23 protein-coding genes and 1 tRNA gene are annotated in these 21,437 nt (G+C 68.5%); 8 read left to right on the top strand and 16 right to left on the bottom strand.

Features of this window, described 5'->3' with window-relative positions; genetic code table 11:
• Window positions 1-90: 90 nt before the first annotated feature.
• Together BMZ45_RS13555 and BMZ45_RS13550 are read right to left on the bottom strand one after the other, a co-directional pair.
• Window positions 91-855 (bottom strand): class I SAM-dependent methyltransferase, encoded by a 765-nt coding sequence (locus BMZ45_RS13555; RefSeq protein ID WP_091637065.1) that lies wholly within the window; start codon window positions 853-855, stop codon window positions 91-93.
• Window positions 856-1,195: 340 nt separating this feature from the next.
• Window positions 1,196-2,137 carry a LysR family transcriptional regulator gene (locus BMZ45_RS13550; protein ID WP_254776641.1) on the bottom strand — a complete coding sequence of 314 codons (942 nt, stop codon included), beginning with the start codon at window positions 2,135-2,137 and terminating at the stop codon, window positions 1,196-1,198.
• Between the two features lie 4 nt (window positions 2,138-2,141).
• On the opposite strand from BMZ45_RS13550, the gene BMZ45_RS13545 reads away from it, so the two are divergent.
• From BMZ45_RS13545 to BMZ45_RS13535, 3 genes are all read left to right on the top strand, one after another.
• Entirely contained in the window at window positions 2,142-2,636 is a 495-nt protein-coding gene (locus BMZ45_RS13545) for a lipocalin-like domain-containing protein (protein WP_091637063.1), read from the top strand.
• A 65-nt stretch (window positions 2,637-2,701) separates the two neighbouring features.
• A complete protein-coding gene (locus tag BMZ45_RS13540) occupies window positions 2,702-3,046 on the top strand; it encodes a 5-carboxymethyl-2-hydroxymuconate Delta-isomerase (protein ID WP_091637062.1) in 345 nt (114 codons plus the stop codon).
• 347 nt (window positions 3,047-3,393) lie between these two features.
• Complete coding sequence (locus BMZ45_RS13535; protein WP_091637061.1) at window positions 3,394-5,211, top strand: serine hydrolase; 1,818 nt, start codon at window positions 3,394-3,396, stop codon at window positions 5,209-5,211.
• 68 nt (window positions 5,212-5,279) lie between these two features.
• Here the strand turns inward: BMZ45_RS13535 and BMZ45_RS13530 are convergent.
• The 14 genes from BMZ45_RS13530 to BMZ45_RS13465 all read right to left on the bottom strand — a co-directional run bounded on the left by BMZ45_RS13530 (window position 5,280) and on the right by BMZ45_RS13465 (window position 16,077).
• Window positions 5,280-5,366 (bottom strand) — tRNA-Leu (locus tag BMZ45_RS13530).
• A gap of 62 nt (window positions 5,367-5,428) precedes the next feature.
• Window positions 5,429-5,881: a DUF2214 family protein gene (locus tag BMZ45_RS13525; RefSeq protein ID WP_091637060.1), complete on the bottom strand. Its 453-nt coding sequence runs from the start codon at window positions 5,879-5,881 to the stop codon at window positions 5,429-5,431.
• 227 nt (window positions 5,882-6,108) lie between these two features.
• Window positions 6,109-6,720: a cysteine dioxygenase family protein gene (locus tag BMZ45_RS13520; protein ID WP_091637059.1), complete on the bottom strand. Its 612-nt coding sequence runs from the start codon at window positions 6,718-6,720 to the stop codon at window positions 6,109-6,111.
• A gap of 73 nt (window positions 6,721-6,793) precedes the next feature.
• Window positions 6,794-7,927, bottom strand: coding sequence for a homoserine O-acetyltransferase MetX (locus tag BMZ45_RS13515; protein WP_091637058.1), 1,134 nt, complete (start codon window positions 7,925-7,927; stop codon window positions 6,794-6,796).
• Between the two features lie 313 nt (window positions 7,928-8,240).
• Window positions 8,241-9,242 carry a tetratricopeptide repeat protein gene (locus tag BMZ45_RS13510; protein WP_254776640.1) on the bottom strand — a complete coding sequence of 334 codons (1,002 nt, stop codon included), beginning with the start codon at window positions 9,240-9,242 and terminating at the stop codon, window positions 8,241-8,243.
• Window positions 9,242-9,691 (bottom strand): cytochrome c-type biogenesis protein, encoded by a 450-nt coding sequence (locus BMZ45_RS13505; protein ID WP_254776656.1) that lies wholly within the window; start codon window positions 9,689-9,691, stop codon window positions 9,242-9,244. The genes BMZ45_RS13510 and BMZ45_RS13505 overlap by 1 nt, the downstream gene beginning before the upstream one ends.
• A gap of 134 nt (window positions 9,692-9,825) precedes the next feature.
• Window positions 9,826-10,371: a DsbE family thiol:disulfide interchange protein gene (locus BMZ45_RS13500; RefSeq protein ID WP_091637055.1), complete on the bottom strand. Its 546-nt coding sequence runs from the start codon at window positions 10,369-10,371 to the stop codon at window positions 9,826-9,828.
• On the bottom strand, window positions 10,368-12,398 hold the full coding sequence (locus tag BMZ45_RS13495) for a heme lyase CcmF/NrfE family subunit (protein ID WP_091637054.1): 2,031 nt from the start codon (window positions 12,396-12,398) through the stop codon (window positions 10,368-10,370). The genes BMZ45_RS13500 and BMZ45_RS13495 overlap by 4 nt, the downstream gene beginning before the upstream one ends.
• Window positions 12,399-12,497: 99 nt before the next feature.
• On the bottom strand, window positions 12,498-12,965 hold the full coding sequence (gene ccmE, locus BMZ45_RS13490; RefSeq protein WP_091637053.1) for a cytochrome c maturation protein CcmE: 468 nt from the start codon (window positions 12,963-12,965) through the stop codon (window positions 12,498-12,500).
• A complete protein-coding gene (ccmD, locus tag BMZ45_RS13485; RefSeq protein WP_091637052.1) occupies window positions 12,962-13,135 on the bottom strand; it encodes a heme exporter protein CcmD in 174 nt (57 codons plus the stop codon). Before ccmD ends, ccmE begins: the two co-directional genes overlap by 4 nt.
• On the bottom strand, window positions 13,132-13,899 hold the full coding sequence (gene ccmC / locus BMZ45_RS13480) for a heme ABC transporter permease CcmC (RefSeq protein ID WP_091637051.1): 768 nt from the start codon (window positions 13,897-13,899) through the stop codon (window positions 13,132-13,134). Before ccmC ends, ccmD begins: the two co-directional genes overlap by 4 nt.
• Window positions 13,900-14,017: 118 nt before the next feature.
• Window positions 14,018-14,743, bottom strand: a complete 726-nt coding sequence (gene ccmB, locus BMZ45_RS13475) for a heme exporter protein CcmB (RefSeq protein ID WP_091637050.1) — start codon at window positions 14,741-14,743, stop codon at window positions 14,018-14,020.
• A 46-nt stretch (window positions 14,744-14,789) separates the two neighbouring features.
• The gene (gene ccmA, locus BMZ45_RS13470; RefSeq protein ID WP_091637049.1) at window positions 14,790-15,521 is read right to left on the bottom strand and encodes a heme ABC exporter ATP-binding protein CcmA; all 732 of its coding nucleotides are present in this window, start codon (window positions 15,519-15,521) and stop codon (window positions 14,790-14,792) included.
• Between the two features lie 82 nt (window positions 15,522-15,603).
• Entirely contained in the window at window positions 15,604-16,077 is a 474-nt protein-coding gene (locus tag BMZ45_RS13465) for a DUF3293 domain-containing protein (RefSeq protein ID WP_091637048.1), read from the bottom strand.
• A 205-nt stretch (window positions 16,078-16,282) separates the two neighbouring features.
• Here BMZ45_RS13465 and BMZ45_RS13460 point away from each other — a divergent pair, with 205 nt between their 5' ends.
• The 5 genes from BMZ45_RS13460 to BMZ45_RS13440 all read left to right on the top strand — a co-directional run bounded on the left by BMZ45_RS13460 (window position 16,283) and on the right by BMZ45_RS13440 (window position 21,424).
• Window positions 16,283-17,431, top strand: a complete 1,149-nt coding sequence (locus BMZ45_RS13460; protein ID WP_091637047.1) for a pyridoxal phosphate-dependent aminotransferase — start codon at window positions 16,283-16,285, stop codon at window positions 17,429-17,431.
• Window positions 17,432-17,821: 390 nt separating this feature from the next.
• Complete coding sequence (locus tag BMZ45_RS13455; RefSeq protein WP_254776655.1) at window positions 17,822-18,313, top strand: hypothetical protein; 492 nt, start codon at window positions 17,822-17,824, stop codon at window positions 18,311-18,313.
• Between the two features lie 95 nt (window positions 18,314-18,408).
• Window positions 18,409-19,377, top strand: coding sequence for a virB8 family protein (locus tag BMZ45_RS13450; RefSeq protein WP_091637046.1), 969 nt, complete (start codon window positions 18,409-18,411; stop codon window positions 19,375-19,377).
• Entirely contained in the window at window positions 19,374-20,153 is a 780-nt protein-coding gene (locus tag BMZ45_RS13445; protein ID WP_091637045.1) for a TrbG/VirB9 family P-type conjugative transfer protein, read from the top strand. The genes BMZ45_RS13450 and BMZ45_RS13445 overlap by 4 nt, the downstream gene beginning before the upstream one ends.
• Window positions 20,150-21,424 (top strand): TrbI/VirB10 family protein, encoded by a 1,275-nt coding sequence (locus BMZ45_RS13440; RefSeq protein WP_091637044.1) that lies wholly within the window; start codon window positions 20,150-20,152, stop codon window positions 21,422-21,424. Before BMZ45_RS13445 ends, BMZ45_RS13440 begins: the two co-directional genes overlap by 4 nt.
• The last annotated feature ends 13 nt before the right edge of the window (window positions 21,425-21,437 follow it).

Genomic DNA, 21,437 nt, shown 5'->3' with positions numbered 1-21,437 from the left:
ACGTCCCCTTTGTCCAGAAGTATCCGGGCTAGGTATGACGGGGGAACGCGAATGGAGTCACATAAATGATGCCAATCGTGCGCGCTCGGCTCAGGCGTCCGGCAGGCTCGGGTAACGGAACACCAGATGCGGATACGCTTGTTCCGCAGTCAGGTTCAACTCGCGGATCAGCAACTCCTGCACCGCGTCGAACGCGCCCAGGCAGGAGCCGTGCAGCGGATCGTCGAACACGATGTGACTGCCCGGGCCCAGGTGCGGCAGGCAGGCGCGGATCACGTACTTGATCGGTTCGTAAATGTCGCAGTCCACGTGCAGCAGGCCCGGGCCCTGGCTCTGCTCGGCGAGCACGCCCGGCAGGGTTTCGTCGAAGCGGCCCTTGACCAGCGACAGATGCGTTTGCAGATCGTTGTCGCGGATGTAGCTCAGCAGGCCGTCGAACTTGGTGTCGGCGAAATCGCCCTTACGGTGCAGGTCGCGGACCGGATCGGTTTCGGGCATGCCTTCGTAGGTGTCGAACGCGAACACCCGCGATTCTCGCTTCAACCGTTTCAGCGCGGTGGCCATGAACACCGCCGAGCCGCCCATATAGCTGCCGAACTCGAAGATGTGCGCCTGCGGGTCGGGCATGGCGTAGCGCAGGATCAGATACAGGTTGGCCAGCTTGTTGGTGGAGACCAGGCTCCCGCGCGCGGCGGCGGCACCCAGGGCTTCCTGGAAGATAGGGTCGTCGCCCAGTCCCTTGGTCGCCAGTTCGGAAAACTCCAGCCAGCAACCGCGCGTGTGGCCCGCGCCGATGTCCCGGCCGTTCGATACCTGGATCGGGTAGGAAGATGCGTCGAAAATGCTCTTTTCCATGCTTCAGGCCTTGCCTTCGAGTGTCGAGCCGGGACGGCATCTTACAACGCTGACGCGATTGCGGTGTCCGCTGGCCGTATGAGTACCGGGAGGCTGCCGGCGCCTGATCGGCGCTGCCTCGCATTGCATCGGCGGCCAAAAACAGGAGGTCTGTGCCGTGACCCTCCCCAGACCTGCCGACCCAGGAGATGGAACTCGAACCGGCGCCCGGGTGGCATCGTCCAGGCGGTGAAAAGAATCAGGCCCGGTCTGCTGGCGTCGGAGCCAGCGTTCCTGCCTGTCTGCTTTCAGAGGGCGGATGCCTGGCGCAGGGATGGCTTCTTCGGCGGATCGCGACCTTTCACTGGAATGCCAGCGTAAGGATGCGCAAGGCGTCGCGTGTCCGCCGGTCACTGAGATTGCTGTAGAGCATCACGTCTTGCGGGCGGATCGGCGGCAGCGACAGCAGCGCGCCGACGTCGACCGTGCCCGGCGGCGCCGCGCGCCGCGCCAGTACCGCCACCGCGAGGCCGGCGACGGCGGCGGCACCGAGGATCGCGGCGCCCCGGCCTACGAAGACTTCGCGCCATTCGATACCGGCGCGGTCGAGCGCGCGCACCGCCTCGATGCGGACCCGGCAGGACTCGCCTTGCGTCGCCAGCGGCAATGGCTGCCCGGCGCGCGGTTCCCAGCCGGCCGTCGCGAACCACGAAAAGGACTCCGCGAACGCTGCCTTGCCGCGCTTGCCGCGATCTTCGGGGCGCAGTACCAGCGCGGCGTCGAGCTCGCCCTGGTCCAGGCCCTGCATGAGTTCGTTTGTACCGGCGATGCGCATTTCCACCAGCAGGTGCGGATCGTGATGGCGCATCTGTCGCAACAGCGACGGCAGTTGGCTGCCGACCAGTTGCTGGTTGATGCCGATCGCCAATCGGCGCTGTTCGGTCTCGAAGGCGGTGGCCGCGCGGTCGTGCGACGACACCAGTTCGCGCGCCACGCCCAGAAAGGCCAGTCCTTCGGCCGACAGGCGCACCAGCCGCGGCGTGCGTTCCAGCAAGCGGCGGCCGAGCTGCTCTTCCAGACGCCGCAGCTTGATGCTGACGGCGGACTGGGTGGTGCCCAGCACCTCGGCGGCGCGGGTGAAGCTGTGCAGGTCGGCCGCCAGCAGGAAAGCCCTGACCGCGTCCACGTCCATCGCCTTCATTCGGGTAGATTCGTTTTTCAAATGACAGGTATCTTTGTAAATGTATTTTTCATATCTATCAAGCGACCTAGGATGGGCCCACGATCCCGCCTGAGGACTCACCGCGATGAAAACACTGACCGGCGCATTGGTCGCGATGCTGACGGGGCTGGCCGCGCGCGACGCGCAAGTGCCGACGCCCGCGTTCCCGCTGCAAGGCACCTGGACCCTGATCGCCGCGGACAAGGTCCTGCCCGACGGCGAGACGGTGCGCGACTACGGCGATAGCCCGAAAGGCAGGCTCGTGGTCGATGGCAGGGGGCGGTATTCGCTGCAGATCTTCAAATCCGAACGCTTGCGTTTCGCAAGCGACAGCAAGGCCGACGGCAGCGTCGACGAGTTCCGGTCCGCGGTCATGGGCAGCAGTACCCACTACGGGACGATGACGATCGAGCCTGGGGCAGGGGTGCTGGTGTTCTCGATCGAGGGTTCGTCCTTTCCCAACTGGGAAGGCACGGTCCAGAAGCGCCAGTACCGGTTCGACGGCGCCGAGCTGCGTTATCAGGTGCCGCCCCGGGCGGACGGCAGCATCCCGATTTCCGTGTGGCGCAGGCTCGATTGAAGCCTCCTGCACTTCGTTCCGGTGCGATCGCATTCCCGATCCCCGCATCAACCGATGGAGCCACCATGCCGCACTTCGTAGTCGACTGTTCTCAGGAGCTGCTACGGATTCACGATGAGGAGTCGATCATCGCCCGCCTGCACCGGGCGGCGACTGCTTCGGGCCTGTTCGAGGAATCGGACATCAAGATCCGCACCCATCCCTTCGCGACCTATGCCGTCGGCGGCGGACGCGAGGATTTCATCCACGTCTTCGCCTGGATCATGCAGGGGCGCAGCGTCGAGCAGCGCGCTGCCTTGTCGCAGGCCATCGTCGGCGCGCTGGCGCAGATGTTTCCATTGCTGCCCCGCATCGCCGCGAACGTGGCCGAGTTCGAGCGGGCGACGTATTTCAATCGAGCGATGATGTGAACCCGGTCCGGTGTCGAGGCGGGAGCGCCGCATTCGGCTCTAACGTCCAGTAAGCCGGGCCGGAGGCGACCGCGCCTATGCCGTGGCGCCTGCCCCTGCGATCCGGATGAAGAACTCTGTCCGGTTTTCGATCGCCCCTGCGTTTGTACTGTGCGAGACGGAGTTCGGGCCCGTTTCGGTGAGCACCCATCGGTGCTGAAAGCAACAACGGGCCTCCGTCCTTACCAGCATGTAGCGCGTTTTTCTTGCGCCTTCCCCTAGTGGAATCCCTGTAGTCGCCGCGGCGTCCCGCCGCGCGAGAGGGCCTGCATGCGCCGACAACCCCATTCGCTCAGGAGCATTACCCAATGCGCAGCAAAGCCGTGTCCCGTTCCTTGATTCTTGCCGCTTCCACCCTGGTTTTGGCCGGTGCCGTCGTCGCGCCCGCGTTCGCCCTGCAATGCCAGACCTGTGAAATGCCCAATCCCAACGATCCGGATGTGAATCCGCCCAAGCAGTTCAGCCCCTTGGAAATGAAGATCGACCCCTTGGTCTGGGCGCAGATGCAGGAAGACAAGTTGCCGGGCGTCACCGTGGCGGTCACCCGCAACGGCGCGCTGCTGTTCAACAAGGGCTACGGCTATGCCAATACCCAGACCAAGCAGCTGATGACCGCCGATACCCGTTCGCGCATCGGCAGCGTCACCAAGGCCGCGATCACCGGCCCGGCCGGCTTCCAGCTGATGCAGGCCAAGGGCATCAACCCGGCCACCAAGACCCTGTACGGCGGCAACGGCGTGTTCGGCAACGATTTCGCCAACGACATCCTGCGCGGCGCGAACCGTCATACGCCGATCATCGAGATGGACATCGGCCAGAACGACCACACCTTCACCTGGTACAACGACCTCACCTTCAGCGAGGGCGCCACCAACGACCTCGACCAGTACAACCCGCCGCTGCCCTATACGCTGCCGCCGGGCCGCCAGCCCATCGATATTCTCGGCATGGGCATCGCCGCCAACGGCGAGGTCTATACCTGGTATCACGCCGCCCGCACCACCCAGACCGACACGCCGGCGATCACCCGTTCGATCGGCACCGCGAGCGACCTCGATGCGCACAGCGCGCAGACCACCGACACCGTCAAGCTGCCGGCCGGCAAGACCGCCTACGACATCGTCGGCATCGCCATCGCCAAGTCCAACAACCATGTCTACGTCTGGTACCAGGACGGCACGTACAGCGAAGGCTATTCGATGGACTTCGATTACTACTCCAAGGGCGTCAAGCCCTACAGCTGGCCCGCGCAGGCCAGCGGCTCCAGCTACGACATCCGCGGCATGGCGATCGCCTCCAACGACCACGTCTACACCTGGTTCGGCAACGGCCAGGCCAGCTCGGGCATGAGCCACGATCTGGACAAGTACATCGCGCCCTACGCCTACACCCTGCCGGCCGGGCTCGCCGGCCCCAACTGGGTCAACCTGTACTCGACGATCACCCTGCAGAACCTGCTCGATCACCGCGCCGGCTTCACCCGCAGCGGCGACGGCCCCGGCGCCGCCGAGCTGTTCGGCACCGCCGAAGCCAATCTGAGCTACACCCAGATCCACCGGCACTTCCTGCGCACGCGCCCGCTGCTGCGCACGCCGGGCGGCAACGCGCAGTACTCCAACCACGGCTTCGGCCTGTGGACGCTGCTGATCGAGAAGATGTCCGGTCAGACCTATCGCAACTACGTCTACAACAATTACCTGCTGCCGGCCGGCGTGGGTGACGACATCGAACCGCAGGCCGCCAGCCCGGATTCGCGCGATTCGGCCAACCACATCCTCGAGGGCGGCGTGCCCGTGCCCGGCCCGTACGTGGCCTCGACCACCGGCCTGGCCGCCGGCGGCTACCGCGGCACCGCGCGCGCCCTGACCGTGCTCACCGCCAAGCTCGACGGCAAGTACAGCGACGCCGACATGGACCGCATGGGCTGGGGCGCGCCGGGCGACGGCAGCCTGGAACACAACGGCGGCGCCGACGGCGGCATGGCCTACGTGGTGATGTTCCCGGCCGGTTACATCAGCCCGAAGGGCAAGGACCTGAGCGGCGTGCACGTCGCCGTGGTCGCCAACCGCTGGGGCAACCTGGGGCTGTTCGAGGAGATGGCGCGGGAGATCGCCGAGCAGTTGTGAGGCGAGAGCGTCGCGGCGCCTAGCGAGGCCGCAGACACGAAGAAGCCCGCTTCGGCGGGCTTTTTCTTTGGTGCCGGAGGTGGGACTCGAACCCACACGCTTTTAAGGGCGGCGGATTTTGAGTCCGCTGCGTCTACCGATTCCGCCACTCCGGCAGCGGGCGCGCAGTATAGCCGAGGTCGGCGCTTGTGGTCTGCCTGTTCTGGGGCGGCTACGCTCAGAAGCCGCCGTAGCGCGCCATCGCGGCGGCCAGGACCAGGATCGCGGCGATCAGGATCAGCTCGAAGCGGATCACGCCGCGCTGGCGGGCGACGTCGGCGGCCTCGGGCAGGAAGGCCGGGTTGGCGCTCAGGGCCTTGCGCCAGCGCAGGAAGCGCAGGGTGGGCAGCAGCGACAGCAGGCCGATCAGGACGTAGGCGCCGAGCTTGGCGTGGAACCAGGGGTTGTGCAGGTAGAACTCGCTGCCCTTGACGCCGTAGAACACGCGCAGCAGGCCCGCGACCAGCAGCAGGCCGGCGGCGGCGCCGTAGCCGGCGTCGATGCGGGCCACGCGGTTGAGGGCGGCGGCGTCGAGCGGGCCGCGCAGCAGGGTCGATTCGGCGACCAGCATGGCGATCAGGGCGAACACCAGCAGGTGGTGCAGGGCGGCTAGCAACAGGTCGGTCAGCATGGGGCGCTAGTCTGTTGTGGCGGGAGAGGGGATTGTAGGTGCGGGCCCGCGCTGCGGCACGGGTAGCGCGCGAATCCAGGTCGGCCTCGGAACGATCAATGCCTGCGTTCAGGCTAACGACGTGGTCCGTGTGGGAACGACGTCGCTGCGATGGACCAGCGCGTGGTGTGGAGTTCAATCGCGACTCACGTCGCTCCCACAGGAGGCATGCGCTACGGTGCGGCCGATCAGGCCGCTTCGTCGGTCTTGAGGGTCTTGTCGACGCGCTGGAACCATTCGCCTTCGCGCGGCACGAACATCGAGCAGGCTTCCATCGGCGCCTTGTAGATGTGCAGCGAGACGGCGACGTGATCGCCGCTGGCGTTGCGGATGGTGTGGTACTCGTGCGGCGGGATCAGGCTGCCGGCGCTGCCGGGGCCGGCGTGCATGCCGCCGGCGGCGCGGAAGCGGAAGTTGTCGCCGTTGCGCTCCAACAGTTCGAACTGGGTGATTTCCAGCTCGCCGTCCCAGACGCCTTCCACGCACCACAGGCCGCAGTGGTCGTGCACCGGCGTGCCCTGGCCCGGGCCCCAGGTCATGGCAACCACGCTGTAGCCCAGGCGCGGGCTGCGGTAGATCTCGCGGCGGGCGTAGTGGTCGTCGATGGCGTCGAACACGCAATCGGGCAGTTGCACGTCGCGGTCGCGGATCATCCGGCACAGCGTATTACGCAGCGCCGAGGTGACCGCATGTTCGTCGCCGGCATTGACGGCGTCGTCGATGGCCGCGACCAGCTTGTCGTGACCGGGGAAGTCGAGGTCCGGGAGGACCTCGGCCTGATGACATCGGGTTATGTCCATATAACCATTCTAGCGGGTCGCGAGGGCGCCGACACGCGACGGCGGAGATGCGGGCGCGGCCCTGGAGCGGGTATCACAGCTGAGCGAGAAAGCCCGCCACGGCCGGCCCGAAGCGGCCGATATCGACCAGGAAGGCGTCGTGGCCCTGCGGCGACTCCAGCGGCAGGAAGCGCGCGTCGGCGCCGCCGGCGCGCAGGCCGTCGGCGATCTCCTCCTGCTGCTGCAGAGGGAACAGGATGTCGGTGCGCACGCCGATCGCCAGGGCCTGCTCGATGCGGATCTTGGCCAGGCCGGCGCGGGTGTCGGCGGGGCCGGCGTCGTCGGCTCCGCGCGCGTAGTCGCCCAGGTCGAACCAGTCCATGGAGCGGCTGAGGTAGAGATAGCAGTTGGGGTCGAAGCGGCGCACGAAACGGCGGGCGTGGCCTTCGAGGTAGCTTTCGACCTCGAACTCCAGGCCGAAGGGCTCGTCGTCGGCGCGGTCGGAGTCCAGGCGCACGCGGCCGAAGCGGCCGTCCCATTCCAGCGCCGAGCGGTAGGTGATCACGCCCAGCTTGCGCGCCATGCGCATGCCGGCCTCGGGGTAGCTGCGTTCGTCGTAGCGGCCCTGGTACCAGTGCGGGTCCAGGCGGATCGCTTCGCGCTGCAGCGAGCGGATCGCGATCGAGAACGGCAGCGCGCGCGCGGCGCCGGAGATGTTGATGTGGCTGCGGGCGATGCCGGGGTGGCGGATCAGCAGCGCCAGCGCGGTCATGCCGCCCATGGAATTGCCGATCACGCAGGCCAGGCGCTCGATGCCCAGGCCGCGCACGACCACGGCGGCGGCGTCGGCGCCGTCCTCGACCGAGAGCTCGGGGAAGTCCAGGCGGTAGGGCTCGCGCGAGGCCGGGTTGATCGAGGCCGGGCCGGTCGAGCCCTTGCAACTGCCCAGCGAGTTCACGCAGATCACGAACCAGCGATCGCTGTCGATCGGCTTGCCGGGGCCGAGCATGGCCTCCCACCAGCCCGGTTCGGGGTTGCCGGCGTTGGCCGCGGCGTGCGCGTCGGGCGAGAGGCCGGTGACGATCAGCACCGCGTTGTCGCGCGCGGCGTTGAGTTCGCCCCAGGTTTCGTAGGCGACGCGGGCGCCGTCGAGGCGGCCGCCGCGCTTCATGGGGAAGCCGTCGGGCAGGGCGAAATAGCGGGTGCCGGGCGGAATGAATTCGGTCATGCCGGGTTGCTGCCTTCCTGGTTGCGGGCGCGGCGCGCTGCGGGCGGCGCCGGCGCTAGGGGGACCATTTTGCCTGGGTGGGGCGGTGGGGGTAAGGCGCGGGTGGGAATGGAGGCATGCCGAAGCGCGTACCGCGGGCTTCGAGGGGGCGAGTCGCCGGGAATGGCGGCGCGCTTTTCGCTTGCGCCGACCCTCATCCCAACCTCTGTCCCGGTCCAAACGACCCGCGTTGGAGCGTTCGCGGACGCGCGCGCCGGTGGCTTGCACGCCGCGTCCGCTCCTCCCAGCGCGGAAGAGGGGCTGGCGGCAGGCGTTATGGAACGACCTGGTCGATGGTGATCTCGAGCGTGTTCTTGCTGTCGGTGCGCACGCTCTGCGGCTTGGAGGCGAGGTCGCCACTCTGCGCGATCGCCTGGCCGGAGGCCGACACGCGCGCGAGCACCACGACCTGCTGCAGCTGCGACAGCTTCAAGGTCGGCATCGGGCTGTCGCCGTCGTCCAGCACCACTTCGACCGGGAAATCCTTGGCCGCTAGCTTTTCCACCGCGACCGGCATCGGCGGGCCGTCGGGCTGGCGTGCGAGCACGAACAGGCTGGCGTCGGCGGGCAGCTTCGCGGCCAGCGCGGGCGCCAAAGCGACGCGGATTTTGAGTCCGCCGACGGAAGCGACGGCGGGCGGCGCGGGCAGCGGCGGCTGGCCGGCGTCCTTGCGCGCGGCGTCGATCTGCTCGCGCAGGCTGGCGGCGGTGCGCGGGTCGACCACGGCCAGCAGCGGCTCCCACGCGCGCGCGGCCTCGGCCGGCTGGTCGGACTGGCGCAGCGAAATGCCGAGGAACCAGCGCGCGCGCTGATGCATGGGCTGGATCTCCAGCGCACGCCGCAGCCAGGCGACCGCGGCCGCATCGAACTTGCGGCCGTCGCTGGCCAGGGCACTGATTTCGGCGCTTTCCACCAGCAGATCGGGGTCCTCGGGCGCCAGCTTGAGCGCGCGCGCGATCGCGGCGCGCGCCCGGTCCAGGTGCCCGGCATCGGCGTAGGCGCGCGCGAGCAGGCGCCAGCCATCGATGCGGTTGGGTTCGCGTTCGAGCTGGGCTTCGAGCTGGACGATCGCATCCTCGGCGGTCGCGGGCGGATCGCGGCGGGCCGGATTCAGCGCGTCGGGCGTGCCGATCAGGGCGTAGGTCAGGCCGGTGATCGCCACCAGCCCGACGAACACGCCGGCCGCCGCGGCCGGCTTGGCCTGCCACAGCGGGCGCAGCACGTAGGCGAGCACCAGCAGGACCAGCGCGGCGCTGGCCAGTACGAACGCGGTCATCACCATTCCTCGTTGTCGTCTTGGTCGTCGGCGCGCGGGCGCTCGGCCGACGCGGCGCGCGCGCGGCCGCGCACGATGACGGCCAGCGCGGCGCCGCCGGCCAGCAGTACCAGGGCCGGGCCGAACCACAGCAGCCAGGTCTTGGATTCGACCTGCGGGCGGTACAGCACGAACTCGCCGTAGCGCGCGACCAGGAACTGCTTGATCGCGCGGTCGTCCTTGCCCTGGCGCATCAGCGCCAGCACTTCGCGGCGCAGGTCGTGGGCGATCTGGGCGTTGGATTCGGCCAGCGACTGGTTCTGGCACATCACGCAGCGCAGCTCGGCGGCCAGGGCGTGGAAGCGGGCTTCCTCGGCGGCGTCGTTGAATTGCAGCGGGACCGGATCGTTGGCGGGCTGGGCGGCGAGCGGGGTGGCGATGGCCAGCGTCAGCGCGGCGGCGACCAGCAGGCTGCGCAAGGCAACGGTAAATGCCCGCAGCCTCCCTTTTTCAAAAGGGGGAGCAGCCGTGGCGTCGGCTAGGGAGGCGGGCTTTTCGTTGGTCATCCCCCTTCGCAAAAGGGGGATTGAGGGGGATGTGCGCCTCATCGCGTCTTCTCGACTTCCGTCAGCGCCGGCAGCAGCTCGTCGCGGATGGTGGCTTCGCTCATCGGACCGACATGCTTCCAGCGCACCACGCCCTTGGCGTCGACCAGGAAGGTTTCCGGCGCGCCGTAGATGCCCCAGTCGATCGCGACCTTGCCGTCGTAATCGGCCAGCACCATCCAATAGGGATTGCCGAACTGCTCCAGCCAGCGCATCGCGTCGGCGTGCTCGTCCTTCCAGTTGAAGCCGATCACGCGCACGCGCTTGGTTTCGGCGAAGCGGGTCAGCACCGGGTGCTCGTCGCGACAGGCCGGGCACCAGCTGCCCCAGACGTTGAGCAGATAGGGCGAGCCGCGCAGCTGCTCGGAACTCATCAATCGCCCGGCCTCGTGCAGCACCGGCAGCGAGAACGCGGGCGCGGGCTTGCCGATCAGCGGCGAGGGCAAGGCTTCACGATTGGGGTTGCGGCTCAGCCACACGCCGGCGGCGAGCAGCAGCGCGAGCACGGCGAACACGGCCAGGGGCAGCCAGCGACTCTTATTCATGCGGGGTCGCCTCCGAGAGCGGCATCGCCGCGCGCGCCGTCGGCGAGCGCGCTGCGGTTATGGGCGAGGATGGGATCCTGCGGCGCGGGCGCGCGCGGCACGGGTTCGGACTCGGCGACGAGCTTGGGGCGGAAGCGGCGGTCGGCCGCGGCCACGAAGCCGCCCAGCATCATCAGCAGCGCGCCGGCCCAGATCCAGCGCACGAAAGGCTTGATATGCACGCGCATGGCCCAGGCGCCGTCGCCCAGCGGTTCGCCCAGCGCGACGTAGAGATCGCGACTCAGGCCGGGATCGATCGCGGCCTCGGTCATGACCTGGCCGCCGCTGGCGTAGGCGCGCTTCTCCGGATGCATCACCTGCAACAGGCGGTCGTTCTCGAACACGGTCACGGTGCCGCGGTCGGCTTCGAAGTTCGGGCCCTGGCGATGGGCGACGCCGTCGAAACGGAAGGCGTAGCGGCCGACCTCGACGGTCTGGCCCGGCGACAGCGCGAGCTCGCGCTGTTGGCTCAAACCTTCGGTCAGCAGGGCGCCGATCAGGAACACCGCGACGCCGGCGTGGGCCAGGGTCATGCCCAGCATCTCGGCGGTGTAGCGGGTGCCGTCGCCGCGCAGGCGCGTCCACACGAAACGCAGCGTACCGGCCGCGACCCAGACCGCGCCGCCGATGCCGGCGGCGACTTTCCACGCGCCCTGCGGGGCCATGAAGTAGGCGCCGATCGCCGCACCGATGGCCAGGCCGGCCCAGGGCAACAGCATCGCGGCCGGACGCGAGACTTGCTCGCGCTGCCAACGGAACAGCGGCCCGAACGGCAGCAGCAACACCAGCGGCGTCATCAGCAGCACGAACATCAGCGCGAAGTAGGGCGGACCGACCGAGAGCTTGCCCATCTCCAGCGCGTCGGCCAGCAGCGGGTACAGGGTGCCCAGCAGGACCATCGCGCAGGCGGTGGTCAGCAGCAGGTTGTTGGCCAGCAGCAGGGTCTCGCGCGAACTGGCCTGGAAGGGCTTGCCCGGATCGTCGGAGGGCGCGCGCAGCGCGTACAGCAGCAGCGAGCCGCCGATCACGATACCGAGAAAGATCAGCACGAACAGGCCGCGCGAAGGATCGGCGGCGAAGGCGTGCACGCTGGTGAGCACGCCGGAGCGGACCAGGAAGGTGCCCAGCAGCGACAGCGAGAAGGTGGCGATCGCCAGCAGCAGGGTCCAGCCGCGGAAGCTGCCGCGCTTCTCGGTCACCGCCTGCGAATGCAGCAGCGCGGCGCCGGCCAGCCAGGGCATGAAGCTGGCGTTCTCGACCGGGTCCCAGAACCACCAGCCGCCCCAGCCCAGTTCGTAATACGCCCACCACGAACCCAGGGCGATGCCGAGGGTGAGGAAGGCCCAGGCGATGTTGGTCCACGGCCGCGTCCAGCGCAGCCAGCGCGCGTCGACCTTGCCGTCCAGCAATGCCGCGATCGCGAACGCGAACGGCACCGCGAAGCCGACGTAGCCGATGTAGAGCATCGGCGGGTGGATGATCAGGCCCGGGTCCTGCAGCAGCGGATTGAGATCGCGGCCTTCGACCACGGCCGGCAGCAGACGCGCGAACGGATTGCTGGTGAAGATCAGGAACGACAGGAAGCCGACGCTGACGATGCCCATCACGCCGAGCACGCGCGCGATCACCGGCTGCGGCAGCGCGCGCGAATAGCGCGCGACCGCGCCGGTCCACAGCGCCAGCACCAGCGCCCACAGCAGCAGCGAGCCTTCGTGCGCGCCCCACACCGCCGAGTAGCGATAAGCCATCGGCAGCAGCGAATTGCTGTTCTCGGCGACGTAGCGCAGCGAGAAATCCTGGACCACGAAGGCATGGGTGAGGATCGCGAACGCGCCGGCGACCAGGGCCAGCTGCGCGTACGCGGCCGGACGCGCGAGCGCCATCCAGGGGCCGATGCCGCGGTGCGCGCCCAGCAGCGGCAGCAGGGCCTGCAGGGTGGCGATCAGCAACGCCAGGATCAGAGCGATCTGGCCGAGTTCAGGCAGCATGACGGGGTTCCGGAGGGTGCGGGCGGGGGTTCATGCGAGCGGGGCGATAGCGCGCGAGCGACGCAGCGGCGGCGCGGCGCGCACCGATGCCGGTCGGCATCAACGCTTCTGCTCCGTGCCGCCCGGCGCGGCGACATCGTGCTTCTTGTGCGCCATGCCCATCTTGTCGGCGACTTCCTTGGGCATGTAGGTCTCGTCGTGCTTGGCCAGGATCTCCTCGGCCACGAAGCGGCCGCCCTGCATGCGTCCGGTCGCGACCACGGCCTGCTTCTCGCGGAACAGGTCGGGCAGGATGCCGGTGTAGACCACCGGCATTTCGGCGTCGCCGTCGGTGACGCGGAAGTGCGCCTCCAGCGAACCGGACGCGCGCTGGAAGGAATTGGCCGCGACCATGCCGCCGAGGCGGAAGCGGGCATGATCGCCGGCCTCGCCGCGCAGCACTTCGCTGGGCGTGTACAGATAGGCGACGTTGCGCTGCAGCGCCATCGCCACCAGGGTCACGGCGATGCCGGAAGCGGCGACCAGCGCCAGCACCCACAACAGACGACGGCGACGGGTCGGATTCATCGGCTCAATTCACTCGTTTGGCTGCGTGCGGTCTGGCTGGCCTGGCGCGCCGCGCGCGCGCGCGCATTGCGCAACTCGCGGCGGATCTGCAGGCGGGTGGCGACGAAGTCCCAGATCAGCACGATGGCGAACACCGCGTAGGCGGCGATGACGTAGTGGAGGTAGTTCATGCCTGCGGGCCCTCGCGGCGCGCCGCGCCGGCCAGTTGCGCGACCCAGGCCTTGCCCGATTCGCGGCGCAGGTTGTCGGCGCGCGCACGCGCGAGCAGGGCGCCGACGAACCACAGCTTGGTGCCCACGATCATCCAGATCAGCGGCGCGATCATGCTCGCGTCCATGCTCGATTCGCCCAGCAGGCGGATGGTCTGGCCCTGGTGCAGCGAGTTCCACCACTCCACCGAGTAGCGGATCACCGGCAGCAGGACCACGCCCACGATCGCCAGCAGGCCGGCCGCGCGCGCGGCGGCGCGGCGATCGTCGATGGCGTTGTACAGGCCGATCACGCCCAGGTAGAGGAACAGCAGGATCAGCTCGCTGGTCAGGCGCGGGTCCCAGTCCCACCAGGTGCCCCACATCGGCTTGCCCCAGATCGAACCGGTGGCCAGGGTGATCACGGTGAAGGCGGCGCCGATCGGCGCGCAGGCCATGGCCAGGATCTCGCACAGCTTGATCCGCCAGATCAGCGCGATCGCGGCGTAGACGGCCATCAGCGCGAACACCGCCATGCTCATCCAGGCGCTGGGCACGTGGATATAGAGGATGCGGAAGCTGTCGCCCTGCTGGTAATCGGCGGGTACCACGAACAAGGCGCCGTACAGGCCCCAGGCCATGACCAGCAGGCCGGACAGGTAGGCCCACGGCGCCCAACGCGCGGCGAAGCGGTCGAAGGTGGGCGGCGAACCGAGTTGGTGGAACCAGCGGACGAGTGGATTCATGCAGCGTTTCGGTCCGTCCCGGCGACGGGCGTGTTGGGAGCGCGGTGGTAGGACCGCGCGGGCGGTGATCGGTTCGTCGCGACCGGGCTCGGGGCCCGGACCGGCCGCGGGCGAGCGGTCAGTTCAGGGCGATCCGGATCGCGGCGGCGGCGGCCAGCGGTGCCAGCACCAGCGCCACCACCAGGCCGGCGCCGAGCATCAGCAGCCCGCCGGTGGCGTCCAGCCCCTGGGCCGAGGCGGCCACGCTGCCCGCTCCGAACACCAGCACGGGCACGTACAGCGGCAGCGCCAACAAGGCCACCAGGATACCAGAGCGCCGCATCCCGACCGTCAGCGCGGCGACCACCGCACCGAGCAGACTCAGCAAAGGCGTGCCCAGCGCCAGCGAGGCCAGCAGCACCGGCAACTGCGCGCGCGGCAGGTGCAGCAGCTCGGCCAGGAACGGCGTGGCGATCAGCAGCGGCAGGGCGGTGGTGGCCCAGTGCATGAAGGTGCGCACCGCGACCAGCCAGCCCAGCGGCACCGGCGCCAGCATCCACTGCTCCAGCGAGCCGTCCTCGGCGTCGCCACGGAACAGGGTGTCCAGGGCGAGCAGGCCGGCCAGCAGCACCGACAGCCACAGCACCGCGCCGGCGACCTTAGATAAGGACTGGGCCTCGCCGCCCAGGGCGAGCGCGAACAGCACCACCACCAGCAGGGCGAACAGGGCCGGCTGCAGGGCGTCGCCGCGGCGCCGCCAGAGCAGGCGCAGATCGCGCGCGAGCAGGGCGCGCGCGGCGCCGATCAGGCCGGGCAGGGCGGCCGTGCCGGGGCGCTGCGCGCGAATGGTCGGGTTCGGCGTCATGGAACTGCTCGCGTTGTGGCTCGCATCGGCATGCCGTCCTTGCCGCTCATGGCGTCGGCTCCGGCTGGCCCGGCCCGACCGTCCCTGGCCCGGCGTTCGGCGTCGCAACCGATACCGATAAGGCATCGGCCGAGCGCGACGCCTCGCCCAGTACCAGCATGCGCGTGCGCACCGGTGGCGCGGCGTAGGCGCCGTGGGTGGTGACCAGGGCCGCGCCGCCGTCGCGCAGGTGTGCCTGAACCATGCGGTTGACCAGTTCGATGCCGTCCAGGTCGAGGTTGGCGTAGGGCTCGTCCAGTAGCCACAGCGGCGCCGGCGACATCCACAGCCGCGCCAGCGACAGGCGCTTCTTCTGTCCGGCCGACAGCTGCCGCGCCAGCGCGTCCTCGTAGCCGGCCAGGCCGACGATCGCCAACGCGTTCTCCGGCAGCTGCGCGCGGCGGCGGCCCTGCAGGCCGCACAGGAAGTTGAGGTTCTCCAGCGCGCTGAGGTCAGCCTTGAGCCCGGGCAGGTGGCCCAGGTAGGCGATCGCGCGCGCCCGGCGTGCGGCGCGCGCGCGTTCGCCGTCGATGTCGATCTCGCCGCCGTCGGCGCGCAGCAGGCCGGCCAGCACCCGCAGCAGGGTGGTCTTGCCGGCGCCGTTGCCGCCCTGAACCAGCAGGGCTTCGCCGGCGTCGACCGAGAAATCCAGCGGCCCGAACACGGGTTCGTCGTTGCGCGCGAAACGCAGGCCGCGGGCTTCCAGCAACGCAGGGGCGGGGCGGTCGAGTGGGGTCATCGGTCGGGCGCGGGCGGCGGTGGGCCGCGTAGCCGGCTAGTTTACCGCCAGTCGCGCGCCGCACTCCTACCCGAACGAGCGCTTAGGGCAGGACCCAATCGGTATGGGCCTGCGCCGCGGCCGCGCCGGGCGGCGCCAGCAGCATGCGCAGGCGCACCGGCTGGCCGCGTCGCCAGGCCAGCACCGCGGCCTGGCCGAAGTCGGCGGCCAGGCGGTCGGCGACGGGCTGTTCGATTCCGGTCAGCAGCCAGCCCGGTTCGCGCCATTGGCCGTCGGGCGCGCTGGCCCAGGCCGCCTGGCGGGCGATGCCGGCCGCGTCCAGGCGCGCGACCAGGGCCGCGTCGGCGGCCTCGTTGGCCGCGTCCGAACGCGGCTCCGAGGCCGGGTTCCAGGCGCTGACCAGGACATAGGCGTCGGCCGGCAGGTAGGCCTCCAGATCCGGCGCGGGCTCGCCGACCCGCAGCGCGATCGCGTCGCCGTCGACGACCACGGCATAGCCGGCCGCGGCGTACAAGGCGGCCAGCTCGGCGGCGTCGACGATCTGGATTTCGCGCATGCGGCCAGTCTGGTGCGCTCGGCAGCGGTGCGCAAACGCAGGCCGACGGACGGTGGCGCGGCGGGGCGGGCGCTGAGAGAAAACCCCTACGGACTTCGGCATGACGGGGCCGCATGAGCCGGTTCCGCATCGTCATGCCGCCTCGTTTATGTGTTGCCGCGACGATTCCGTACACTCTGCGTCCCCCTAGTCGCGTTCCGGATCCATGAGCCCCGAGACCAAGCTGCCGAAGGTCGGCACGACCATCTTCACCGTGATGTCGCAGCTCGCCGCCGAGCACGGCGCGGTCAACCTGGGGCAGGGTTTCCCCGACTTCGAGGTGCCCGCGCGTCTGGTCGATGCGCTCACGCGCGCGATGCGCGAGGGCAAGAACCAGTACGCGCCGATGACCGGCATCCCGGCCCTGCGCCAGGCGATCGCGGCCAAGACCGAGCGTTGCTACGGCCACCGCCCCGACGCCGACAGCGAGATCACCGTGGTCTCCGGCGCCAGCGAGGCGATCTTCGACGCCATCCACGCCGTGGTCCGGCCGGGCGAGGAAGTGATCGTGCTCGACCCCTGCTACGACAGCTACGAACCCTCGATCGATCTGGCCGGCGGCCGCGCGGTGCACGTGCCGCTGGACCCGCGCAGCTTCGCCGTCGACTGGGATCTGGTGCGCGCGGCGGTGACGCCCAAGACGCGCATGCTGATGATCAATTCGCCGCACAATCCGTCCGGCGCCATGTTCACGCCCGACGACATTGCCCACTTGAGCGCGCTGCTGCGCCAGACCGGTATCTATCTGCTGTCGGACGAAGTCTACGAACACATCGTCTTCGACGGCGTGCGCCACGAGTCGGTGCTGCGCTATCCGGAACTGCGCGAGCGCGCGTTCGTGGTCTCCAGCTTCGGCAAGACCTATCACTGCACCGGCTGGAAGATCGGCTACTGCATCGCGCCGCCGGCGCTGTCGGCCGAGTTCCGCAAGGTCCACCAGTACAACAGCTTCTGCAGTTTCGCCCCGGCCCAGTGGGCGTTCGCCGAGATGATCGAGGCCGAGCCGGAGCACTACGAACAGCTCGGCGCCTTCTACGAGGCCAAGCGCGATCGGTTTCGCGCGCAACTATCCGAGACGCGTCTGCAGGCGCTGCCGGTGGCCGGCGGCTACTTCCAACTGGTCGATTATTCGGCGATCAGCGATCTCGACGACGTCGCGTTCTGCCGCTGGCTGACGATGGAAAAAGGTGTGACCGCGATCCCATTGTCGCCGTTTTACGAGTCCGCGCCGGCCAATCAGCGCCTGGCCCGGCTCTGTTTCGCCAAGAACGAAACGACCTTGGATGCGGCGATCGAGCGTCTAAGAGGCCTGTAACGGCCCCTGTCGCGACACAAATGCACACTTAAGTTGCGTGAGCCTATTGCTCATCGGTTTAAGTTCGGGCTAACCTTCAGTGACGAGCGTCGCATAGAGCTCGTTAACAATGTGGCCGTGCTGTAAGGGGGGAGTTCATGGATAGAACGATTTTCTCTTGTCGTTCATCGGATGCGACATCGTCGTCGCCCGGTGCGACGAGAGCACGCGCGGCCCGCGCCGTCGGGGAGACGGCGCCCGGAACCGCATACCGACCGAGCTGCGTCCGGTCATCTCAATTTCACTGATCTAGACCAAGGTGGCGCGAGCGCACCGGCGAGGCCGGCCGCGTCCGCCACCGTCAACGATCGGTGCGCGCGTCAATTCAAGACTATTGGGGAAAGCGTGAGTATCTCTACTGCAACCAGTCATCGTGTTTGGGTCGCGGCGCTGTTGGCCGTCGCTTTGGTCGGCTGCGCGTCGCGCCCGGCTCCGGATTTCGGCGGTCGCTGGAAGCCGGTCAACCATTTCGCCGCGGTTCCCGACGAAATCCCGCTGCAAAAGACCTACGTCTACTACCCGTCGCCGATGGACGGGACGTTGAAGACGATGCTGGAGCGCTGGTCGCAGGATTCGCAGATGCCGCTGTCGTACCTGCATCCGTCCGATTTCACCCTGCATCAGGCCGTGGCCCAGATCCACACCACCAGCGTCCAGGACGCGGTCGCCCAGCTGAGCTCGGCCTACGCCGCTCAGGGCGTGTCGGTGACGGTGGAGAACGGCCAGATCGTGGTTCGCGCGGCGACGCCCGCTGCCAGCTCGGCGTCGACGTCGGGCGAAACCGCACCGTCGTCCGAGGCCGCCCAGGCCGAGGCGACGCACGTGGCCGGGGTCGCGCCGTAAACGCGCGCACGTCGTCGTCGCGCGCGGTCGTGGCCTGTCGGCCCGCGCGCGCGGCAGGCGACGCACTTTCCATGCTCGTACTGGATGCAGCCTAGATGTTCGGAAAGAAAACAGTCACTCCCCAAGTGGAGAACGCGGTCGCCAAGGCCGTGAACTACGAAGTCACCGTCGCCGACATCGCGCGCCGCAGCGAAAAGCGCGCGTGGATCGTGGCGTGGGCGTCGATCCTGATGGCCCTGATCCTGGCCGGCGGCTATTTCTACTTCCTGCCGCTCAAGGAAAAGGTGCCTTACCTGGTGATGGCCGACGCCTACACCGGCACGGTCACCATCGCGCGTCTGCGCGAGGACTTCGCCAACCCGACCATCGCCGCCAGCGAGGCGCTCAACAAGAGCAACATCTCGCACTTCATCATGGCGCGCGAGTCCTACGACTTCTCGCAGATCGGCGAGCGCGACTGGTCCACGGTGTTCGCGATGGGCACCCCGCAGGTCACCAGCGGCTACAAGCAGCTGTACGACAGCACCAATCGCAACAACCCGATCACGCTGTTCGGCAAGACCAAGACCGTGCGCGTGAAGATCCTCAGCATGCAGCTGCACGGCGCGTCGAACATCGACGACAAGACCAAGACGGCGACCGCGCGCTTCCAGCGCACGCTGTACAACAAGGAAAGCGGCTCCTCGGAACCGCTGGACAGCAAGATCGCGACGATCGAGTTCCTGTACAAGTCGAACCTGAAGATGGACGAGAACAACCGCGTCCTGAATCCGCTCGGCTTCCAGGTCACCGGCTATCGCGTCGACAACGACTACGCCGCGTCGCCGCCGGTCAACACCGGCAGCGAATTCCCGGTGCCGACCCAGGCCGCTCCGGCGCCTGGCGCAGTGCCCGGCCAGCCGGTCGATCCCAACCTGGTTCCGGCCGCGCCGCAGCCTGGCATGCCGGCACCCGCCGGTACCGTGCCGCAACCCGGCGCGCCCGCCCCCAACACCGTCAACCCGGCGACGCCGCCGGCCGCACCCGCACCGACCGGTAATGCGAATGGAGTCAGCACCCGATGAATTGCCTGCGTAAACATCGCCTCGCCGCCGCCCTGTTGCTCCTGGCGCTCGCCGGCTCGGCGCTACCCGCTGCGGCCCAAGTGGTCCAGGAATACGAATACGAACCCACCCGCATCTACCAGGTGCGCACCGGTCTGGGCATCACCACGCAGGTCGAGCTGGACCCGAACGAGGTCATCCTCGATTACAGCACCGGCTTCAGCGCGGGTTGGGACCTGAGCCGTCGCGACAACGTCTTCTACCTGAAGCCGAAGAACGTCGACGTCGACACCAACATGATGATCCGCACCGCGACCCACTCCTACATCCTGGAGCTCAAGGTCGTGGCTACCGACTGGCGCGTGCTGGAGCAGGCCAAGCAGGCCGGCGTGCAGTACAAGATCAAGTTCGTGTATCCGAAGGACACCGAGTTCGCCGCCGCCAAGGCCAAGGAGGCCGAGGCCCCGGTGCCGGAGATCAGCACCGCGCTCGACAAGAACCGGCTGTATCACTTCGATTACCAGTATTCGACGCGCAGCGCCAAGAAGAAGGCCTGGCTGATCCCGGTCAACGTCTACGACGACGGCCAGTTCACCTACGTCAAGATGAGTGGCCTGAAGGATCTGCCGACCGGCAACTTCCCGGCGGTGTTCGCGCGCGAACGTGAGAGCGGCGAGGACTTCGTGGTCAACACCACGGTCGAGGACAACACCATCGTCATCCACGGCACCTATCCCTACTTGATCATCCGCCACGGCAAGAACGTCGTCGGTCTGCGCAGGAACAAGCAGAAATGAGCCAACACATGCCGCCCAACCAGGGCCAGCCCGACGAAAACACCGGCGCTCCGCAGGATCAGCAGAGCTACGGCTACACCGGCGCCAATCCGTACTACGGCCAGCAGTCGAACGCCCAGCAGGCGCCCGACCTGGACGCGGGCGCGCCGCTGCTCAAATCCAGCGACGTCCAGAAGCTGAACCGCAAGGCCCTGCTGTTCCTGGCCGGCATCGTGGTGCTGCTGGTGTTCGCCGCGGTATGGATGTTCACCCGCGCGACCTCCAGCGAAGACGACAAGCCCAAGGTCGAGGAAGAGGTCGTCAACATTCCCGAGCTGCCCAAGGCCGCTTCGGATGTGGCGCCGCCGCTGCCGCCGGAGCAGGTCTCGGATCTGCCGCCGGTGCCGCTGGCGCCGGAAATGCCGCCGCCGCAGCAGAACGATGCGCCGCAGATGGTGGTCGAGGACACCGGTCCGCGCGGTCCGACGCTGATGGAGCGCCGGATGATGAACAGCGCCGACGGCGCCGGCGCGGGCGGCATGACCCCCGGCCAGGCCGCGACCGCCGGCATGACGCCGCCGGACGAGTACGCCAAGCAGATGATGGCGATGGTGCCCAACGCGAACGGCCAGATGCCGCAGCCGGGCGGGCAGCGCGAGGCGGCGGCCGTGGCCAGCGCCAAGCCGATCTACAACCCCGACACCCTGCTGGTGCGCGGTACCTACATCCGCTGCGTGATGGAGACCCGCATCATCACCGACGTGCCGGGCTTCACCTCCTGCATCGTCACCGAGCCGACCTACTCGATCAACGGCCGTCGCCTGCTGCTGCCCAAGGGTTCCAAGATCTCCGGCCGCTACCAGAACGACAACATCAACGGCCCGCGCGTGTCGGTGATCTGGGACCGCATCACCACCCCGACCGGCATCGACGTGAACATGGCCAGCCCGGGCGTGGACAACCTCGGCGGCGCCGGCCATCCGGGCGATTACAACGCGCATTGGGGCAGCCGCATCGCCTCGGCGCTGATGATCAGCTTGATCGCGGACGCGTTTAAGTACGCTGCGGCCGAGAACGGTCCGCCCACCAATACGGTGACCGGCGGTATCGGCGGCGGCGGCGTGGTGGTGCAGAGCCCCTACGAGAGTGTGACCGCGCGTTCGGTCGAGCGTCTGGCCAACCAGGCCCTGGACAAGAGCGTGAACCGTCCGCCGACGGTGACGATCAACCAGGGCACCGTGGTCAACGTCTACGTGGCCAAGGACGTCGACTTCTCGTCCATCATCCGCTGATGATGGACGGGGA

Source organism: Lysobacter sp. cf310 (genome assembly GCF_900114355.1).
Taxonomy (GTDB): Bacteria; Pseudomonadota; Gammaproteobacteria; order Xanthomonadales; family Xanthomonadaceae; genus Lysobacter.
This window is presented reverse-complemented; position numbering and strand designations above follow the sequence as displayed.

What these genes read in the sequence shown, in the direction of transcription:
- BMZ45_RS13555 (WP_091637065.1), bottom strand. Translation starts at nt 855, where the DNA reads ATGGAAAAGAGCATTTTCGACGCATCTTCCTACCCGATCCAGGTATCG.
- BMZ45_RS13545 (WP_091637063.1), top strand. Translation starts at nt 2,142, where the DNA reads ATGAAAACACTGACCGGCGCATTGGTCGCGATGCTGACGGGGCTGGCC.
- BMZ45_RS13540 (WP_091637062.1), top strand. Translation starts at nt 2,702, where the DNA reads ATGCCGCACTTCGTAGTCGACTGTTCTCAGGAGCTGCTACGGATTCAC.
- BMZ45_RS13535 (WP_091637061.1), top strand. Translation starts at nt 3,394, where the DNA reads ATGCGCAGCAAAGCCGTGTCCCGTTCCTTGATTCTTGCCGCTTCCACC.
- BMZ45_RS13525 (WP_091637060.1), bottom strand. Translation starts at nt 5,881, where the DNA reads ATGCTGACCGACCTGTTGCTAGCCGCCCTGCACCACCTGCTGGTGTTC.
- BMZ45_RS13520 (WP_091637059.1), bottom strand. Translation starts at nt 6,720, where the DNA reads ATGGACATAACCCGATGTCATCAGGCCGAGGTCCTCCCGGACCTCGAC.
- BMZ45_RS13515 (WP_091637058.1), bottom strand. Translation starts at nt 7,927, where the DNA reads ATGACCGAATTCATTCCGCCCGGCACCCGCTATTTCGCCCTGCCCGAC.
- BMZ45_RS13510 (WP_254776640.1), bottom strand. Translation starts at nt 9,242, where the DNA reads ATGACCGCGTTCGTACTGGCCAGCGCCGCGCTGGTCCTGCTGGTGCTC.
- BMZ45_RS13500 (WP_091637055.1), bottom strand. Translation starts at nt 10,371, where the DNA reads ATGAATAAGAGTCGCTGGCTGCCCCTGGCCGTGTTCGCCGTGCTCGCG.
- BMZ45_RS13495 (WP_091637054.1), bottom strand. Translation starts at nt 12,398, where the DNA reads ATGCTGCCTGAACTCGGCCAGATCGCTCTGATCCTGGCGTTGCTGATC.
- ccmE (WP_091637053.1), bottom strand. Translation starts at nt 12,965, where the DNA reads ATGAATCCGACCCGTCGCCGTCGTCTGTTGTGGGTGCTGGCGCTGGTC.
- ccmD (WP_091637052.1), bottom strand. Translation starts at nt 13,135, where the DNA reads ATGAACTACCTCCACTACGTCATCGCCGCCTACGCGGTGTTCGCCATC.
- ccmC (WP_091637051.1), bottom strand. Translation starts at nt 13,899, where the DNA reads ATGAATCCACTCGTCCGCTGGTTCCACCAACTCGGTTCGCCGCCCACC.
- ccmB (WP_091637050.1), bottom strand. Translation starts at nt 14,743, where the DNA reads ATGACGCCGAACCCGACCATTCGCGCGCAGCGCCCCGGCACGGCCGCC.
- ccmA (WP_091637049.1), bottom strand. Translation starts at nt 15,521, where the DNA reads ATGACCCCACTCGACCGCCCCGCCCCTGCGTTGCTGGAAGCCCGCGGC.
- BMZ45_RS13465 (WP_091637048.1), bottom strand. Translation starts at nt 16,077, where the DNA reads ATGCGCGAAATCCAGATCGTCGACGCCGCCGAGCTGGCCGCCTTGTAC.
- BMZ45_RS13460 (WP_091637047.1), top strand. Translation starts at nt 16,283, where the DNA reads ATGAGCCCCGAGACCAAGCTGCCGAAGGTCGGCACGACCATCTTCACC.
- BMZ45_RS13450 (WP_091637046.1), top strand. Translation starts at nt 18,409, where the DNA reads ATGTTCGGAAAGAAAACAGTCACTCCCCAAGTGGAGAACGCGGTCGCC.
- BMZ45_RS13445 (WP_091637045.1), top strand. Translation starts at nt 19,374, where the DNA reads ATGAATTGCCTGCGTAAACATCGCCTCGCCGCCGCCCTGTTGCTCCTG.
- BMZ45_RS13440 (WP_091637044.1), top strand. Translation starts at nt 20,150, where the DNA reads ATGAGCCAACACATGCCGCCCAACCAGGGCCAGCCCGACGAAAACACC.